The sequence below is a fragment of the Reyranella sp. GW821-FHT12G01 genome, assembly GCF_058806575.1.
The window spans coordinates 113,564-128,407 of record NZ_JBXAPV010000001.1; the positions used below are offsets into that span (position 1 = coordinate 113,564).

16 protein-coding genes are annotated in these 14,844 nt (G+C 64.9%); 5 read left to right on the forward strand and 11 right to left on the reverse strand.

The window, feature by feature from the left end; genetic code table 11:
- Positions 1 to 12: 12 nt before the first annotated feature.
- The 8 genes from AC1RP5_RS00550 to AC1RP5_RS00585 all read right to left on the reverse strand — a co-directional run bounded on the left by AC1RP5_RS00550 (position 13) and on the right by AC1RP5_RS00585 (position 7,565).
- Positions 13 to 1,038 (reverse strand): amino acid ABC transporter substrate-binding protein, encoded by a 1,026-nt coding sequence (locus AC1RP5_RS00550; RefSeq protein ID WP_493108607.1) that lies wholly within the window; start codon positions 1,036 to 1,038, stop codon positions 13 to 15.
- Positions 1,039 to 1,091: 53 nt separating this feature from the next.
- On the reverse strand, positions 1,092 to 1,871 hold the full coding sequence (locus tag AC1RP5_RS00555) for a succinate dehydrogenase iron-sulfur subunit (protein ID WP_493108608.1): 780 nt from the start codon (positions 1,869 to 1,871) through the stop codon (positions 1,092 to 1,094).
- A gap of 8 nt (positions 1,872 to 1,879) precedes the next feature.
- The gene (locus AC1RP5_RS00560) at positions 1,880 to 2,848 is read right to left on the reverse strand and encodes a hypothetical protein (RefSeq protein ID WP_493108609.1); all 969 of its coding nucleotides are present in this window, start codon (positions 2,846 to 2,848) and stop codon (positions 1,880 to 1,882) included.
- A 7-nt stretch (positions 2,849 to 2,855) separates the two neighbouring features.
- Positions 2,856 to 4,694 (reverse strand): succinate dehydrogenase flavoprotein subunit, encoded by a 1,839-nt coding sequence (sdhA, locus tag AC1RP5_RS00565; protein WP_493108610.1) that lies wholly within the window; start codon positions 4,692 to 4,694, stop codon positions 2,856 to 2,858.
- Between the two features lie 2 nt (positions 4,695 to 4,696).
- Positions 4,697 to 5,083, reverse strand: a complete 387-nt coding sequence (gene sdhD, locus AC1RP5_RS00570; protein ID WP_493108611.1) for a succinate dehydrogenase, hydrophobic membrane anchor protein — start codon at positions 5,081 to 5,083, stop codon at positions 4,697 to 4,699.
- A gap of 10 nt (positions 5,084 to 5,093) precedes the next feature.
- Complete coding sequence (sdhC, locus tag AC1RP5_RS00575; protein ID WP_493108612.1) at positions 5,094 to 5,492, reverse strand: succinate dehydrogenase, cytochrome b556 subunit; 399 nt, start codon at positions 5,490 to 5,492, stop codon at positions 5,094 to 5,096.
- 136 nt (positions 5,493 to 5,628) lie between these two features.
- Positions 5,629 to 6,687 carry a MaoC family dehydratase gene (locus tag AC1RP5_RS00580; protein ID WP_493108613.1) on the reverse strand — a complete coding sequence of 353 codons (1,059 nt, stop codon included), beginning with the start codon at positions 6,685 to 6,687 and terminating at the stop codon, positions 5,629 to 5,631.
- Complete coding sequence (locus tag AC1RP5_RS00585) at positions 6,684 to 7,565, reverse strand: HpcH/HpaI aldolase/citrate lyase family protein (protein ID WP_493108614.1); 882 nt, start codon at positions 7,563 to 7,565, stop codon at positions 6,684 to 6,686. The genes AC1RP5_RS00580 and AC1RP5_RS00585 overlap by 4 nt, the downstream gene beginning before the upstream one ends.
- A 69-nt stretch (positions 7,566 to 7,634) precedes the next feature.
- Here AC1RP5_RS00585 and pdxY point away from each other — a divergent pair, with 69 nt between their 5' ends.
- Together pdxY and AC1RP5_RS00595 are read left to right on the forward strand one after the other, a co-directional pair.
- Positions 7,635 to 8,498: a pyridoxal kinase PdxY gene (gene pdxY / locus AC1RP5_RS00590; protein ID WP_493108615.1), complete on the forward strand. Its 864-nt coding sequence runs from the start codon at positions 7,635 to 7,637 to the stop codon at positions 8,496 to 8,498.
- Between the two features lie 5 nt (positions 8,499 to 8,503).
- On the forward strand, positions 8,504 to 9,199 hold the full coding sequence (locus AC1RP5_RS00595) for a LysE family translocator (protein ID WP_493108616.1): 696 nt from the start codon (positions 8,504 to 8,506) through the stop codon (positions 9,197 to 9,199).
- 2 nt (positions 9,200 to 9,201) lie between these two features.
- On the opposite strand, the gene AC1RP5_RS00600 is transcribed toward AC1RP5_RS00595, so the two are convergent.
- Complete coding sequence (locus AC1RP5_RS00600; RefSeq protein WP_493108617.1) at positions 9,202 to 9,783, reverse strand: malonic semialdehyde reductase; 582 nt, start codon at positions 9,781 to 9,783, stop codon at positions 9,202 to 9,204.
- A gap of 158 nt (positions 9,784 to 9,941) precedes the next feature.
- Here AC1RP5_RS00600 and AC1RP5_RS00605 point away from each other — a divergent pair, with 158 nt between their 5' ends.
- The 3 genes from AC1RP5_RS00605 to AC1RP5_RS00615 are packed head-to-tail and all read left to right on the forward strand — an operon-like array spanning position 9,942 to position 12,174.
- Complete coding sequence (locus AC1RP5_RS00605; RefSeq protein WP_493108618.1) at positions 9,942 to 10,883, forward strand: radical SAM protein; 942 nt, start codon at positions 9,942 to 9,944, stop codon at positions 10,881 to 10,883.
- The gene (locus AC1RP5_RS00610; protein WP_493108619.1) at positions 10,880 to 11,563 is read left to right on the forward strand and encodes a TIGR04283 family arsenosugar biosynthesis glycosyltransferase; all 684 of its coding nucleotides are present in this window, start codon (positions 10,880 to 10,882) and stop codon (positions 11,561 to 11,563) included. Before AC1RP5_RS00605 ends, AC1RP5_RS00610 begins: the two co-directional genes overlap by 4 nt.
- Complete coding sequence (locus AC1RP5_RS00615) at positions 11,560 to 12,174, forward strand: TIGR04282 family arsenosugar biosynthesis glycosyltransferase (protein ID WP_493108620.1); 615 nt, start codon at positions 11,560 to 11,562, stop codon at positions 12,172 to 12,174. Before AC1RP5_RS00610 ends, AC1RP5_RS00615 begins: the two co-directional genes overlap by 4 nt.
- Before the next feature lie 105 nt (positions 12,175 to 12,279).
- On the opposite strand, the gene AC1RP5_RS00620 is transcribed toward AC1RP5_RS00615, so the two are convergent.
- Complete coding sequence (locus AC1RP5_RS00620; RefSeq protein WP_493108621.1) at positions 12,280 to 13,716, reverse strand: tetratricopeptide repeat protein; 1,437 nt, start codon at positions 13,714 to 13,716, stop codon at positions 12,280 to 12,282.
- A 112-nt stretch (positions 13,717 to 13,828) separates the two neighbouring features.
- Positions 13,829 to 14,842 carry an aspartate-semialdehyde dehydrogenase gene (locus tag AC1RP5_RS00625; RefSeq protein ID WP_493108622.1) on the reverse strand — a complete coding sequence of 338 codons (1,014 nt, stop codon included), beginning with the start codon at positions 14,840 to 14,842 and terminating at the stop codon, positions 13,829 to 13,831.
- Positions 14,843 to 14,844 lie beyond the last annotated feature (2 nt).

The following is a 14,844-nucleotide window of genomic DNA, read 5'->3' on the forward strand; positions in this document are numbered from 1 at the left end:
ACGTTCGACGATTTAGCGGAACGGGATCGCGTACATCAGGCCGCCATTCGTCCAGAGCGCGTTCTGGCCGCGGTCGAGCTTGAGGGCGGTCGCGGGGCCGACGTTGCGGTCGTAGCTCTCGCCGTAGTTACCGACCTGCTTGATGACGTTGTACATCCACTTCTCGTCGACGCCGACCGCCTTGCCGAAGCCCGGCGTGATGCCGAGGAAGCGCTTCACGGCGGGATCGTCGCTCTTCATCTTCTCGTCGATGTTCTTGGAGGTGATGCCCATCTCCTCGGCCTCGATCATGCCCATCAGGGTCCACTTCACGAGATCGAACCACTGGTCGTCGCCGTGGCGCACGATCGGGCCCAGCGGCTCCTTGGAGATGCGCTCGGGCAGGATGACGTGCTCGCCCTTGCCCGAGAGCTGGCCGGCGCGCGCCGCGGCGAGGCCCGACGCGTCGGTCGTGTAGGTGTCGCAGCGGCCGGCAGCATACGCCTGCAATAGCTCGTCGAGCTTCTCGATCAGCACCGGCTTGAAGGTCATCTTGTTGGCGCGGAAATAGTCCGCGAGGTTGAGCTCGGTGGTGGTGCCCGGCTGCACGCAGACCGTGGCGCCGTTCAGCTCCTTGGCGCTCTTGATGTTGCTCTTGGCCGTCACCATGAAGCCCTGGCCGTCGTAGAAATTGACGCCGGCGATGTTGAAGCCGAGCGAGGTGTCGCGCAGCAGGGTTTGCGTGGCGTTGCGGGTGATGACGTCGACCTCGCCCGACTGCAGGGCGACGAAGCGCTGCTGGGCGGTGGTCGGGGTGAACTTCACCTTCTCGGCGTCGCCGAACATCGCGGCGGCAATGGCTTTGCAGAGATCGACGTCGAGGCCGGTCCACTTGCCCTGGCTGTCGGCGAACGAGAATCCCGCCAAGCCGGTGTTCACCGCGCACTGGACGAAGCCCTTGGCCTTGACCGCGTCGAAGGTCTGGCCGGCCGACGCCGGACCGGCGGCGAGCGCCGCGCCCGACAATACGGCAACGGCTGCGATGGATTTGAGTGTCATGGCTGAAGCCCCCTGTTCTGTCTCAGGGCTTCAGCATAGCAAAAGACGAGCCGCTAGACGGTACGTTCGACCATCAGCTTCTTGATCTCGGCAATCGCCTTGGCCGGATTCAGGTGCTTCGGGCAGGTCTTGGTGCAGTTCATGATCGTGTGGCAGCGATAGAGCCGGAACGGGTCCTCGAGGTTGTCGAGGCGCTCGCCCTTGGCTTCGTCGCGGCTGTCGGCGATCCAGCGATAAGCCTGCAGCAGGATGGCCGGGCCGAGATAGCGCTCGCCGTTCCACCAGTAGCTGGGGCACGAGGTCGAGCAGCAGAAGCACAGGATGCACTCCCACAGGCCGTCGAGCTTGGCGCGCTCTTCCGGCGACTGCAGGCGCTCGCGCGTCGGCGGCTGGGTCGACGACTTCAGCCACGGCTCGATCGAGGTGAGCTGGGCGTAGGGCACGTTGAGGTCGGGCACCAGGTCGCGCACCACCGGCATGTGCGGCAGCGGGTAGATCTTGATGTCGCCCTTCACCTCGTCGATGAACTTGGTGCAGGCCAGCGTGTTGGTACCGTCGATGTTCATCGCGCACGAACCGCAGACGCCCTCGCGGCAGGAGCGGCGGAAGGTCAGCGAGCTGTCGATCTCGTTCTTGATCTTGATCAGCGCGTCGAGAACCATCGGACCGCAGGTGTCCATGTCGACTTCATAGGTGTCGACCGACGGGTTCTTTCCGTCTTCCGGCGTCCAGCGGTAGACCTTGAACTTCTTGATGTTCTTGGCGCCCGCTGGAGCCTTGTAAGTCTCGCCGACTCCGACCTTGGAATTGGCGGGGAGAGTAAACTCGGCCATTTTCTTCCTCAACTATGCGCACAGGCGCCTTGAAAAACATCGACCTTCAAGCGCTTTGCGTCACGAAGAATGTCTTCCTCAACATTGCCTCCGCAAACAAGCTTCGCTCGGATCGTCCACTTTTCACCGCTCAGTCGAGCCATTGCAGCGAGAATGCTTCGATACTTGACACACTGATAAAGGCCTTTTCGATGCTCTAATCCCGCGGCATTCGAGGGCTTTACTTCAACTAAATCGAAAGTCGATTTGTCATGAAATAGAACGTCTATCTCATCACCTGAAGGCAGGCGAAACTCGCCTTCATCGATAGGATCAGGCTTTAGTCTCTTCGAGATACCAAAAAGATGGGGTTTCCGCCTGACAATTTCCTTAAGTCTCTTATGTTCTTCGCCTTCGGGACCGCCGCCAAACGAAGCTTGAATTGCTTTATTTGCAGCCTTAGCTCGGAGCGTACGCCTTCTGCTTTTTGAAACTTCGGCATCCCATGCCGATTTTGTTAGTGCAGCACGTTTTCTCGCAAAGGCAAAAACTTCATTCCACTGCCCAAAAGTTCTTACCTCGCGATGAACAACTGCTGTCCAATACTGCTGAACGGAAAGTGGCGCATCCGCGAGACTCGCCAGTTTCAGACCATATCTCCGTTCAACAAAGGCGTAGAAGCCATGCCCTGGGACTTCTAACTTTCCGTTTACAGCAAACGACTGAAGCTCTGGACATTCAACGCCTCTCTCATCGCCCCACTCAATCAGAAGGCCGCCAAGCGTCCCTAAGATTTCACCCACTCGAACAGGAATCCAATTTAGCTTGGTCCTGCCCTTTACTGCAGCGCAAAGATCGCCGTAAGTGATTGGCGCGTTGTCTTGAACACGCGGCAAAAGTACGGAGGCAACGATAAGAGCCTCGCGAGCTCCGAAAGGCGTTATATCTCCGTTTGTGTCACGAAGATCTTTCAAGCCATATCGAATCGCTTTCGGCACTTAGGCCTCAGTACACGCGGGCCTTGGGAGGGAACGACTGAACGTCGTTGCTCATCGGCTGCAGGTTGACCGGGCGGTAGTCGATCTTGGTCTTGCCCGTAAGCTCGTCGACCCAGATGACCGTGTGCTTCAGCCATTCCTTGTCGTTGCGGTCCGGGAAATCCTCCTGCGCATGGGCGCCGCGGCTTTCCTGGCGGTTCGCGGCCGAGCGGATCGTGCCCTGGGCCTGGAGGATCAGGTTCTCGAACTCCAGCGTCTCCATCAGATCGGAGTTCCAGATCATCGAGCGATCCTTGACGCGGACGTCGCCCTTGCCGGCGAACACCTTGTCCATGTTCTCGCAACCCTCGTTGAGGGTCTTGGTCGTGCGGAACACCGCGCAATCGTTCTGCATGGTCTTCTGCATCATGGCGCGAAGCTGCGCGGTCGGCGTGCCGCCGTTGGAATGACGCGCCTTGTCGAGACGGGCGATCGCCTCCTCGCCAGCGTTCTTCATGTCCTTGTGCGGCTGGCCGGGCGTCAGCTGCTCGGCGACGCGGTTGGCGGCGGAGCGGCCGAACACGACCAGCTCGAGCAGCGAGTTCGAGCCCAGGCGGTTGGCGCCGTGGACGCCGATCGACGCGGCCTCGCCCAGCGCCATCAGGCCGGGGACGACGGTGTTGGGATTGCCGTCCTTCACCGTCATGACTTCGCAGTGATAGTTCGCCGGGATGCCGCCCATGTTGTAGTGGCAGGTCGGCAGGATCGGGATCGGCTGACGCGTGACGTCGACACCGGCGAAGATGCGCGCGGTCTCGGCGATGCCGGGCAGGCGCTCGTGGATGATCTTCGGATCGAGATGCTCGACGTGCAGCTCGATGTAATCCTTGTTCGGGCCGCAGCCGCGGCCTTCGCGGATCTCGACGGTCATCGAGCGGCTGACGACGTCGCGCGAGGCGAGGTCCTTCGCCGTCGGCGCATAACGCTCCATGAAGCGTTCGCCGCTGGAGTTGGTGACGTAGCCGCCCTCGCCGCGCACGCCCTCGGTGATAAGGCAGCCCGCGCCGTAGACGCCGGTCGGATGGAACTGCACGAACTCGAGGTCCTGCAGCGGCAGGCCGGCGCGCAGCGCCATGGCGCCGCCGTCACCCGTGCAGGTGTGGGCGGAGGTCGCCGTCTGGTAGACGCGGCCGTAGCCGCCGGTCGCCAGCACCACCTTGTGGGCGCGGAAGCGATGGATCGTGCCGTCGTCGAGGTTCCAGGCCATGACGCCGCGGCAGACGCCTTCGTCCATGATCAGGTCGAGGGCGAAGTATTCGATGAAGAACTCGGCGTGGTTCCTGAGCGACTGCTGGTAGAGCGTGTGCAGGATGGCGTGGCCGGTACGGTCGGCCGCCGCGCAGGTGCGCTGGGCGATGCCCTTGCCGTATTCCGTCGTCATGCCGCCGAACGGGCGCTGGTAGATCTTGCCCTCGGGCGTACGGCTGAACGGCACGCCGTAATGCTCGAGCTCGATGATCGCGCCGATGCCGTCGCGGCACATGTATTCGATCGCGTCCTGGTCGCCGAGCCAGTCGGAACCCTTGACCGTGTCGTACATGTGCCAGCGCCAGTCGTCCGGGCCCATGTTGCCCAGCGCCGCCGAGATGCCGCCCTGCGCCGCCACGGTGTGGCTGCGGGTCGGGAACACCTTGGTGATGCAGGCGGTCTTGAAGCCCTTGTTGGCCATGCCGAAGGTCGCGCGCAGGCCCGCGCCACCGGCGCCGACGATGACCACGTCGTATTCGTGATCGATCACCTTGTAGGCGGTGTTGCCGATGTTGATGACCCCAGCGACCGGCGGGGTGCTGTTGCTCGCCTCGGCCATGTTCAGCTCCCGAATCCAATACGCAGGATGGCCACCGCTGCGGCCAGCCCGAAGAACACCGCAATGAACTTGATGCCCACGATGCAGGCCAGCTTGAGGCCTTCGCTATGGACATAGTCCTCGATCACGACCTGGATGCCGAGCTGCGCGTGATGCAGCCCGATGCAGATGGTGAGGATCAGCAGCACCATCACGACCGGCGAACCGATCCAGGCGCGGACCATCCCGTAGTCGGCGCCGCTCAGCATCACCAGCGAGACGGCGAACCAGGCAACCAGCGGGATCAGGGCGACCGCCGTCAGGCGCTGCACCCAAAAGTGATGGACGCCGCTCTTGGCCGAGCCGAGACCGCGCGCGCGGCTGAGATGACTTCTGAGATCGCTGTTCATGGAGGGCTCCTCAGATCAGCCGAAGGCCGACGATCCAGGTGGCGGCCGTCGCCACGGCGGTGACCGCCACGACGATCCAGCCGCTGCGATCGGCATCCTTCAGTTCGAAGCCGTAGCCGAAATCCCAGAAGAGATGACGGATGCCGTTGAACAGGTGGAAGAAGAGGCTGAACAGCCAACCGCCCAGCACGATGCGGCCGACGATCGAGCTGTTGAAGGCCTGGAACTTCGCATAGGTCTCGAAGCTGCCCGAGGCGAACACGACCCAAGTCGCGAGGTAGAGCGCACCCACCGACAGGGCGATGCCGGTCGCGCGATGCAGGATCGAGAGATTCGCCAGGAACGGCAGTCGATAGACTTGCAGATGGGGGGAAAGCGGCCGACTGGTCGGCCGATTGGCAGCGCTCATCGCGTGATGACCTCTATTGCCGATATCGGCTGGCGCTGTTTTTAGCGCGCAGCCGTATCAAGTCAACGAATGTCGGCGTTGCACGTGCGTTAAGCCCCGGATTCGCAAGCGAAAATCCGCCTGATGAGCGGCATTTTCAGGCAATGCGCCTCGGCATGAGCAGCCAGTAGTCGAGATCGAGCACCACGGCGGGATGGTACTTGCCGTCGGCGCCCTTGCCCGGCCACGTGCCGCACGGGCAATCCTTCGCCGCAATGCTTCTCATTCGCAACGCGCCGACGTCCGAGCGGCCCGGCAGGGGCGCCGTCTCCAGCACCTCGGACCAGGCGTAGATCGTGTCACCGCCAAAAGTCGGCGCGACATGGCTGCCGGCATTGAAGGCCGCGACCCGGAAGCCGTTGGCCAGCCCGTTGAACGACAGCGCCCGCATCAGCGAAATCACGTGGCCGCCATAGGCGAGGCGACGGCCGAAGCGCGTGTCCTTGCCGGCGAAGGCGTCGAAGTGAACGCGCGCGGTGTTCTGATAGAGCCGCGTCGAGAACATGTGGTCGGAGTCTTCGAGCGTGATGCCGCTCACATGGTCGATGCGCTCGCCGGCGACATAGTCTTCCCAGCGATGCGACGACCCGGCCGCACCGTCGTCGTAACCCGCCAGCGACAGGCCTGCCGGGACGACGAGGTCCTCCGGCTTCACCGACGGCGCCGTCTTCGGCACGGTGGTCGGCTGAACGGCAGCGGCGGGATCGCGCTTGTGCACCATCACCCAGCGCACATAGTCGAGCACCATCTCAGCCCGTTGATTGACGCCCGTCGAGCGCACCCAGACGACGCCGCTTGCCCTGTTGGAGGTCTCGCGCAGGCCCAGCACCCTGGAATGCGCCGACACCGTATCGCCGGGATAGACCGGTACGCCCCAGCGGAACTCGGCATAGCCGAGATTGGCGACGGCGTTGGTCGAGATGTCCGGCACGGTCTTGCCGATCACGACATGGAAGACCAGCAGGTCGTCGAGCGGCGCGCGCGGCAGGCCGATCGCCTGCGCGAACACATCGGACGAGTTGATGGCGAAGCGCGATCCGTAGAGCGCGATGTTGAGCGCCGCATCGGCCTCCGTCAGCGTCCGCGGCGTGGCGTGGCGGAACTCCTGCCCGACGCGGAAGTCCTCGAAGAAGTTGCCGTTGCTGGTCTTGCTCATGCCGCGCCCTGCAGCTCCTTGATCGCGGCGGCGAGCGCCAGCCCGCGCTCGGCCTGCTCGACATGCAGGTTCTCGATCATGCGTCCGTCGACGGTGACCACGCCCTTGCCTTCGGCCTGGGCCTGCTTGAAGGCGGCCACGATCTTGGCCGCCATCTCGAGTTCGGCGGCAGATGGCGCAAACACCTCGTTGCAGGGCTCGACCTGGCTGGGATGGATCAGTGTCTTGCCGTCGAAGCCCATCTCGAGGCCCTGCTGGCAGACGGCGCGGAAGCCTTCCTCGTCCTTGATGTCGTTGTAGACGCCATCGAGGATGGTGAGGCCGTGCGCGCGGGCGGCGAGCATGCCGAGGCCGAGCGCCGTCACCATGGGCAGGCGCATCGGCGTGTGACGCGCGCGCATGTCCTTCACCAGGTCATTTGTGCCCATGATGAACAAAGTGAGCCGCGGATGTGATCCCGCCACCTCTTCGGCACGCAGGATGCCCTTGGGCGTCTCCATCATCGCCCACACCGCCATCGTCTCGGGCGCGCCGGCGGCATCGAGCAGGCCGACGACGCTCGCCACTTCGGCCGCGCTCTCGACCTTCGGCACCACTACTGCATCGGCGCCTGATTTCGCGATAGCGGTGATGTCGGCGGCGCCCCATTGCGTGGCAAGACCGTTGCAGCGGATCGCGATCTCGCGCTTGCCGTAGGCCTTGCTCTGCGCGGCGGCGACGACGTTGGCGCGCGCGGCTTCCTTCGCATCGGGTGCGACGGCGTCCTCGAGATCAAAGATCAGCGCATCGGCCGGCAGGCTGCGCGCCTTCTCCAGCGCGCGCGTGTTGGCGCCCGGCATATAGAGAACGCTGCGGCGCGGACGGACGGACATCGACATCTTATAAAGCCTCCCCGGAACGCGGCGGACTATAATGGCGGACCTCCTTGTGGCAAGGTGGCGCCGGCCATGCGCTTCCTGTCCCTCCAGAGCCATGTCGCCTACGGCTATGTCGGCAATCGCGCAGCGACCTTTCCCCTGCAGCGGTTGGGCCACGAAGTCTGGGCGGTGAACACGGTCGAGTTCTCCAATCACACGGGCTACGGCGCGTGGCGCGGTCGCGCGGCATCGGCGGAACAAGTGGGCGAGATCGTCCAGGGCATCGAGGCGCTGGGCCAGCTCGCACGCTGTGACGCTTTGCTGACCGGCTACGTCGGCGATGCAGCACTTGCCGACATCGTGCTCGATACCGCAGGCCGCGTGCGAGCCGCCAACCCGCGCGCCGTCTGGTGCTGCGATCCCGTGCTGGGCGACATCGACACCGGCGTCTACGTGAAGCCCGGCATCGACACCTTCTTCCGCGACCGCGCAATTCCGGCCGCCGATCTCGTGACGCCCAACCATTTCGAGCTGGAATTGCTGACCGGCCGCAAGGTCGCGACCATGGACGAGGCGCTGGCGGCGGCGCGAATACTGCTCGGCGGGGAACGACAGGGCCCACGTCTTGCGCTCATCACGAGCCTGCGCCGTGCCGATGCAGCCCCCGACACAATAGAAATGGTGGCGGTGTCACGCGAAGCGGCCTGGCGCGTTGCAACACCGATGATCGGTTTTCCCATCGCCCCGAACGGCACCGGCGACGCGGTTGCAGCGCTCTTCACCGCCCATTGGGTGGCCGGCGACGAGATCGGCGAGGCACTGGGCAAGGCTGCCTCCTCGATCTTCGCCGTGCTCGAAGTCACCCAGGCGATGGGCGAGCGCGAGCTTCAGCTCGTGACGGCCCAGGAAAAGCTGGTCGCGCCGCCGCGCCCCTTCAGGGCCGAGAGGTTTTAGGCGCGATGACCGTGCCGGGCTTCGCCTTCAATCCCATCGCGCTCGCCATCGAGGGCGCGGCGATCGGCTTCCTCATCGCCGTGCCGGTCGGACCGGCGGCGGCGCTCTGCATCCGCCGCTCGATCACCGTCGGCGCGATGGCGGGCTACATGACCGGTATCGGCGCGGCTTTGGGCGACGCGGTGTTCGGCGCGGTCGCGGCCTTCGGCCTGTCGTTCGTGCAGCGGTTCGTGATCGAGCGCGAGGCCTGGTTGCTGGGCATCGGCGGGCTGGTGCTGGTGATCATGGGCTGGACGACGATGCGCCACCGGCCGCGCAACGTCGGCGATCCGGTCGCCGACGACCAGGAGCACACTTTCTCGACGCACTTCCACTACGCCAGTTCGAGTTTCTTCATCACCGTGTTCAATCCGCTTACGGTGATGGCCTTCGGCGCGGCCTTCGCGGGCCGCAACCTGGCGGGCGTCGGCTCGAGCCTGCCCGACGCCACGCTTCTCGTCGCATCTGTGTTCTGCGGCGCGCTCGCCTGGTGGACGATCATTTGCACGGCGTCGGTGTCGCTGCGCGCGCGCTTCACCGGCACCGGCCTGTTGTGGCTTAACCGCGGATCGGGCGCGGTCATCCTGGGCTTCGGGCTGGCGGCACTGATCTCGCTGCTGCCGCTGCCCTGGAAGAAGATCGGCGCCTTCGTCGGGCTCTAAGCTCAGACGATCTTGCAGACCTCGTCGAACTCGAAGCGCGGGCTGCGCGCGAACACCTTCGAATGGTCGCCGTAGCCGATGTTGCACAGGAAGTTCGTCTTGAACTTGCCGTCGGGGAAGAAGGCCGCATCGACCTTGGCATTGTCGAAACCGCTCATGGCGCCGCAATCGAGACCCAGCGAACGCGCCGCGATGATCAGGTAGGCGCCCTGCAGGGTGCCGTTGCGGAACGCGGTCGGCTCGGCCGACGGCTTGCCCTTGAACCAGTGGATCGCCGTCTGGTCGTGCGGGAACATACGCGGCAGGTGCTCGAAGAACTCGGGATCGTAGGCCAGGATCGCCGTGACCGGCGCGGTCATCGTCTTCTCGGTGTTGCCCGCGCTCAGCGCCGGCTTCAGCTTCTCCTTGCCCTCCTTGGTGCGCACGAAGATGATTCGCGCAGGCTGGCAATTGGCCGAGGTCGGACCCCACTTCATCAGATCGTAGATCTCGTGGAGCTGCTTGTCGGTCACCGGCTTGTCCTGCCAGCCATTATGCGTGCGGGCATCGCGGAAGATGGTGGCCAGCGCCTTGTCGTCGAGCATCGAATTCCCCTTGGAAGTTGACGGACCGTAGCGAAGCTTCACCGAACGGTCGAGACGCACGCGCGTGATCGAGTTACCGTCCGGAACCCGCCGTTCCGCCGCCGGTTCCGTTGCACGAACTGTGCTAGGCTTCCCCATCAATGTTTGCGCAGGATTCAATGCTGCCCGTTCTGCTCGATCCCGCGAAATTCAAGGATGCCTGGATCACCGCCAAGGGCGAAACGCGCGCCCATGTCGGCCTGAAGGCGCTCGAGACGCTGTGGTTCAACACCGGCACGCTGTGCAACCTCACCTGCCGCAACTGCTACATCGAATCCTCGCCGCGCAACGACCGGCTCGTCTATCTGACGGCCGCCGAGGTCACGGCCTATCTCGACGAGATCGAGCGCGACGGTCACGCGACCAGGCTGATCGGCTTCACCGGCGGCGAGCCGTTCATGAATCCCGACCTGCCGGCGATGCTGGACGACGTGCTCGCGCGCGGACTCAAGGCGATGGTGCTGACCAACGCCATGAAGCCGATGCACAAGATGAAGCCGGCGATGCTCGACCTGCTGGCGCGGCACGGCAGCGACAATCTCGCGATCCGCGTCTCGGTCGATCACTACGAACGGGAGCTGCACGAGGAAGAGCGTGGCCCCAGAAGCTGGAAGCCGACCATCGACGGACTCGTCTGGCTGGCCGAAGCCGGTTTCGACCTGCATGTGGCCGGTCGACATTTCTCGAACGAGACCGACGAGGAAGTCCGCGCGGGCTATGCGCAGCTCTTCGCGCGGCTGGGCGTGCCGATCGATGCGCGCGATCCCGCGACACTCGTTCTGTTTCCGGAAATGGATCCCACCGTCGATGTTCCCGAGATCACGACGGCGTGCTGGGGCATCCTGAAGAAATCGCCCGACAGCGTGATGTGCGCGTCGGCGCGCATGGTGGTGAAGCGCAAGGGCGCCGAGCGTCCCGCCGTCGTCGCCTGCACCCTGCTGCCCTACGATCCGCAGTTCGAACTGGGCGAGACGCTGGCGGAAAGCGTCGGCGAGGTGCGCCTCAACCATCCGCACTGCGCCAAGTTCTGCGTTTTAGGCGGGGCCGCCTGCAGCGCGTGACGACGGAAATCGACATCGTCATTCCGACGCTGAACGCAGGCTCGACGCTTGGCCGCACCTTGGCGGCGCTGCCCCATCATCCCGATCTCGCCGTTAAAACGACGATCTGCGACGGCGGATCGCGCGACGACACGGCCGCAATCGCCCAGCAGGCCGGCGCGCTTGTCGTGACGGCGCCGCCCGGTCGCGGCGGCCAGCTCGGCACGGGGGCGGCGGCCGGTAAGGCACCGTGGCTCCTGTTCCTCCATGCCGACACGCAGCTCGATGTAGCCGCCGGCGAGACCATCGCGCGCTTCATCTCGGCGAGCGCAAACGGAGACAAGGCCGGTTACTTCCGCCTGCGCTTCGATGCCGGCGAAGCGAGCGCCCGCCGGATCGAGCGGCTCGCCGCCTGGCGCAGCCGAACCTTCGGCCTGCCCTACGGCGACCAGGGCCTCCTGATCGCGCGGACACATTACGACCGGCTCGGCGGCTTTCATCCGCTGCCACTGATGGAAGACGTCGATCTCGTGCGCCGCATCGGACGCAAGAATCTCGTCGCGCTCGAGGCCGAGGCCGTCACGTCGGCAGAGCGCTACCGGCGCGACGGATGGTTGCTCCGCCCGATGCGCAACCTGAGTTGCCTCACGCTCTACTTCGCCGGCGTCTCGCCGAATGTCCTGCGCAGGCTCTACGGATGAGGCAGCGCCACCTCGTCATCTTCGCGCGTGCGCCGCAGGCCGGGCGGGTCAAGAAGCGCCTCGGCAGCGAGATCGGCACGATGCCGGCGGCGCGCTTCTATGCCCGCACGCTCAGGCAGCAGATCGACCGCATGGTGCGCGATCCGCGCTGGACGGTCTGGCTGTTCGTGACGCCCGACACCGCGCTCGACCATCCGGCCTGGCAGCTCGTTCCCGCCTCGAAGCGACGGCCGCAGCGACAGGGCGATCTCGGCCATCGCATGAAGCTGCCGTTCGAAACGCTGCCCCCAGGTCCGGTCGTGCTGGTCGGCAGCGACATCCCCGCGATGCGCACGCATCACATCGCGCGCGCCTTCGCTCTGCTGGGCCGACACGATCTTGTCTTCGGCCCGGCGCGCGACGGCGGCTTCTGGCTGGTCAGCGCGAAGAGGATGCGGCCTTTGCCCTACACGCTGTTCGACAAGGTGCGCTGGTCGACGCCGACGGCGCTGGCCGACACGCTGGCCAGCCTCCCCTCGCACGTCACGACTGCATTGGCTGACACGCTGGACGACGTCGACGACGCCGAGGCGATGCGAAAATCGCAATCAAAAAACCCACCGTCGTCCTGAGCGGAGTGAGCGAAGCGAACGCAGTTGAAGGACCTCTCTTCCGGCGCACGGTGTGTCGAAGCGAAAAGAGGTCCTTCGACTACGCCGCCCTGCGGGCGGCTTCGCTCAGGACGACGGTGGAGTGCTTTTCAGCACGTCGAGCTCGCGCGCCACGTCCGCAAACACGTCGTTCCAGTTGCCCGCGACCGTCTGCTGGAAGATCCGCGCCGAGGGATACCAGGGCGCGTGGTTGCCGCCGAGCTGCCAGCGCCAGTCGGCGACCGAGGGCAGCAGCACCCAGGTCTTCACGCCCATCGCGGCCGCGAGATGCGCGACCGGCGCGTCGATCGAGATCAGCAGGTCGAGTTGCGAGAGCGCGGTCGCGGCTTCGCCGAAATCGAAGATGCCGCGACCGACATCGTGCACCAGCCCGCCCGCGCCGAACGCCTGGATGTCCTTCTGGTGAACGCCGCCCTGCAGGCTGAAGACCAGCAGCTCGGGATCGCCCGACAGAGCGAGGAATTGCTCGAACGACACAGAGCGTTGCCGGTCCTGCGCCTGGCCGGGCATGGCGGCCCAGTAGATGCCGATGCGCAGCTTCGCCTGTTCGAGCTTGCCGAGCTTGATGCGGCTTTCATCGGGCGCGCGCAGATACGGCGGCTCGGCCGAAAGTGCGGCGAAGTCCGCCTTGCAGAGATGCGGCAGCGACACCATCGAGGCGTGGACGTCGAACTCCGGCAGCTTCTCGCCCTCGGCCACGACTTCGTCGACATAATCGACGGCGCGCAGCAATTCCTTCAGCAGCGCCTGGCACAGCACGATCACCGTGGCGCCGCGCCGCTTCAGCTCGCGCGCGAAGCGCACGAACAGCAGCACGTCGCTCAGACCCTGCTCGGGATAGAGCAGGATGCGCCTGCCCTGCAGCGGTTCGCCGTCCCAGGCAGGCTGCGCGAACTCCGGCGTCGGGATCTCGGGCAGGCGCTTGCGCATCTCGTAGGACGCGAAGCCTTCCGCGAGGTCGCCGCGCATAAGCAGCGCGATGGCGAACTCGACACGGGCCCGCCGGTTGTCGGGGTTGATCGTCAGGGCGCGGCTGAAACAGCCGATGGCCTCGTCGAGCCGGCCGAGGTCTCGCAGGCAAAGCGCCAGATTGAAGAAGCCCTCGGCATAGTCGCGGCTGAGCGCGATCGACCGGTAGTGATGCTTCACCGCCTCGTCGAAACGATGCGTCGCGCGCAGCGCGTTGCCGAGATTGGAATGCAATGCCGGGTTTTCAGGATCGGCGGCCAGCGACAGGCGATGATGCGACACCGAGGCTTCGAGCTTGCCCGCGAGGCGCAACGCGACGCCGAGATTGTTGTGCAGCTCGGCATGATCGGGACGGACGGCGAGCAGCCGCAGATAGGAAGTGATCGCCTCGTCGAGGCGTCCCGCGCGATGGGCCTGCGATGCCAGCCGCATCTGCTGCACGAAGCTGTCGGCCGCGCTGCCGAACAACGGCGTCGGCGCGTTGGCGACCGCTGATTCCGGCTTTGTCGGATGGATGTGAGGCGTGTCGTTCACGTTGCCGGCAGTCTACCTCAAGCAAGCTCCACAAGCATCCGCCCACAAATGACAATGGCGCGAACCTTTCGGTCCGCGCCATTCGATCTGCGGTAATTCCGAAGATGCAGCTCTAGACGTAGCCCTTGATCAGCTCTTCGGCGATCTGGACGGCGTTCAGCGCCGCGCCCTTGCGCAGGTTGTCGCTGACGACCCACATCGCCAGGCCGTTCTCGACCGTGGGATCGGAGCGGATGCGGCTCACGAACACGCCATCCTGGCCGGTGACTTCCTTCGGCGTCACGTAACCGCCGGGCTCGCGCTGGTCGACGACGAGCACGCCGGGCGCCGCCGCGAGGATGCGCCGCGCCTCGTCATCGTCGAGCGGCCGCTCGAGTTCGAGGTTCACCGCCTCGGCATGGCCGACGAAGGTCGGCACGCGCACGCAGGTCGCGTGGACCTTGATCTTGGGGTCGAGGATCTTCTTGGTCTCGACCACCATCTTCCACTCTTCCTTGGTCGAGCCGTCATCCATGAAGACGTCGATCTGGGGAATGACGTTGAAGGCGATGTTCTTGGTGAACTTCACCGGGTCGAGCGTCTGGTTGACGAAGAAGCTCTTGGTCTGGCTGACCAGCTCGTCCATCGCTTCCTTGCCGGCGCCCGAGGTCGACTGATAGGTCGACACGACGACGCGCTTGATACCGACTGCGTCGTGGATCGGCTTCAGCGCCACAACCATCTGGATGGTCGAGCAGTTCGGATTGGCGATGATGCCGCGGCCCTTGTAGCCGGCGATCGCCTTCGGGTTTACCTCGGGCACGACCAGCGGAACGTCCGGGTCCATGCGCCAGAACGAGGTGTTGTCGATCACCACGGCGCCGGCCTTGGCCGCGCGCGGGCTGTGCTCGGCCGACACCTTGGCGCCCGGCGAGCTCAGCACGATGTCGATGCCCTTGAAGTCGAACTTGGCGAGGTCCTGGACCTTCAGCACCGATTTGTCGCCGAACGATGCCTGCAGGCCGACCGAGCGGGCCGACGCCAGCGCCACGACGTCATCGGCCGGGAAATTCCTCTCGGCCAGGATCTGCAACATTTCGCGCCCGACATTCCCGGTCGCGCCGACGACGGCAACTCTGTAGCCCATGA

Coding starts and splice junctions, on each gene's coding strand:
- sdhC (WP_493108612.1), bottom strand. CDS start 5,492: ATGAGCGCTGCCAATCGGCCGACCAGTCGGCCGCTTTCCCCCCATCTG.
- AC1RP5_RS00550 (WP_493108607.1), bottom strand. CDS start 1,038: ATGACACTCAAATCCATCGCAGCCGTTGCCGTATTGTCGGGCGCGGCG.
- pdxY (WP_493108615.1), top strand. CDS start 7,635: ATGCGCTTCCTGTCCCTCCAGAGCCATGTCGCCTACGGCTATGTCGGC.
- AC1RP5_RS00595 (WP_493108616.1), top strand. CDS start 8,504: ATGACCGTGCCGGGCTTCGCCTTCAATCCCATCGCGCTCGCCATCGAG.
- AC1RP5_RS00580 (WP_493108613.1), bottom strand. CDS start 6,687: ATGAGCAAGACCAGCAACGGCAACTTCTTCGAGGACTTCCGCGTCGGG.
- AC1RP5_RS00625 (WP_493108622.1), bottom strand. CDS start 14,842: ATGGGCTACAGAGTTGCCGTCGTCGGCGCGACCGGGAATGTCGGGCGC.
- AC1RP5_RS00555 (WP_493108608.1), bottom strand. CDS start 1,871: ATGGCCGAGTTTACTCTCCCCGCCAATTCCAAGGTCGGAGTCGGCGAG.
- AC1RP5_RS00605 (WP_493108618.1), top strand. CDS start 9,942: ATGCTGCCCGTTCTGCTCGATCCCGCGAAATTCAAGGATGCCTGGATC.
- AC1RP5_RS00600 (WP_493108617.1), bottom strand. CDS start 9,783: ATGCTCGACGACAAGGCGCTGGCCACCATCTTCCGCGATGCCCGCACG.
- sdhD (WP_493108611.1), bottom strand. CDS start 5,083: ATGAACAGCGATCTCAGAAGTCATCTCAGCCGCGCGCGCGGTCTCGGC.
- AC1RP5_RS00585 (WP_493108614.1), bottom strand. CDS start 7,565: ATGTCGATGTCCGTCCGTCCGCGCCGCAGCGTTCTCTATATGCCGGGC.
- AC1RP5_RS00615 (WP_493108620.1), top strand. CDS start 11,560: ATGAGGCAGCGCCACCTCGTCATCTTCGCGCGTGCGCCGCAGGCCGGG.
- sdhA (WP_493108610.1), bottom strand. CDS start 4,694: ATGGCCGAGGCGAGCAACAGCACCCCGCCGGTCGCTGGGGTCATCAAC.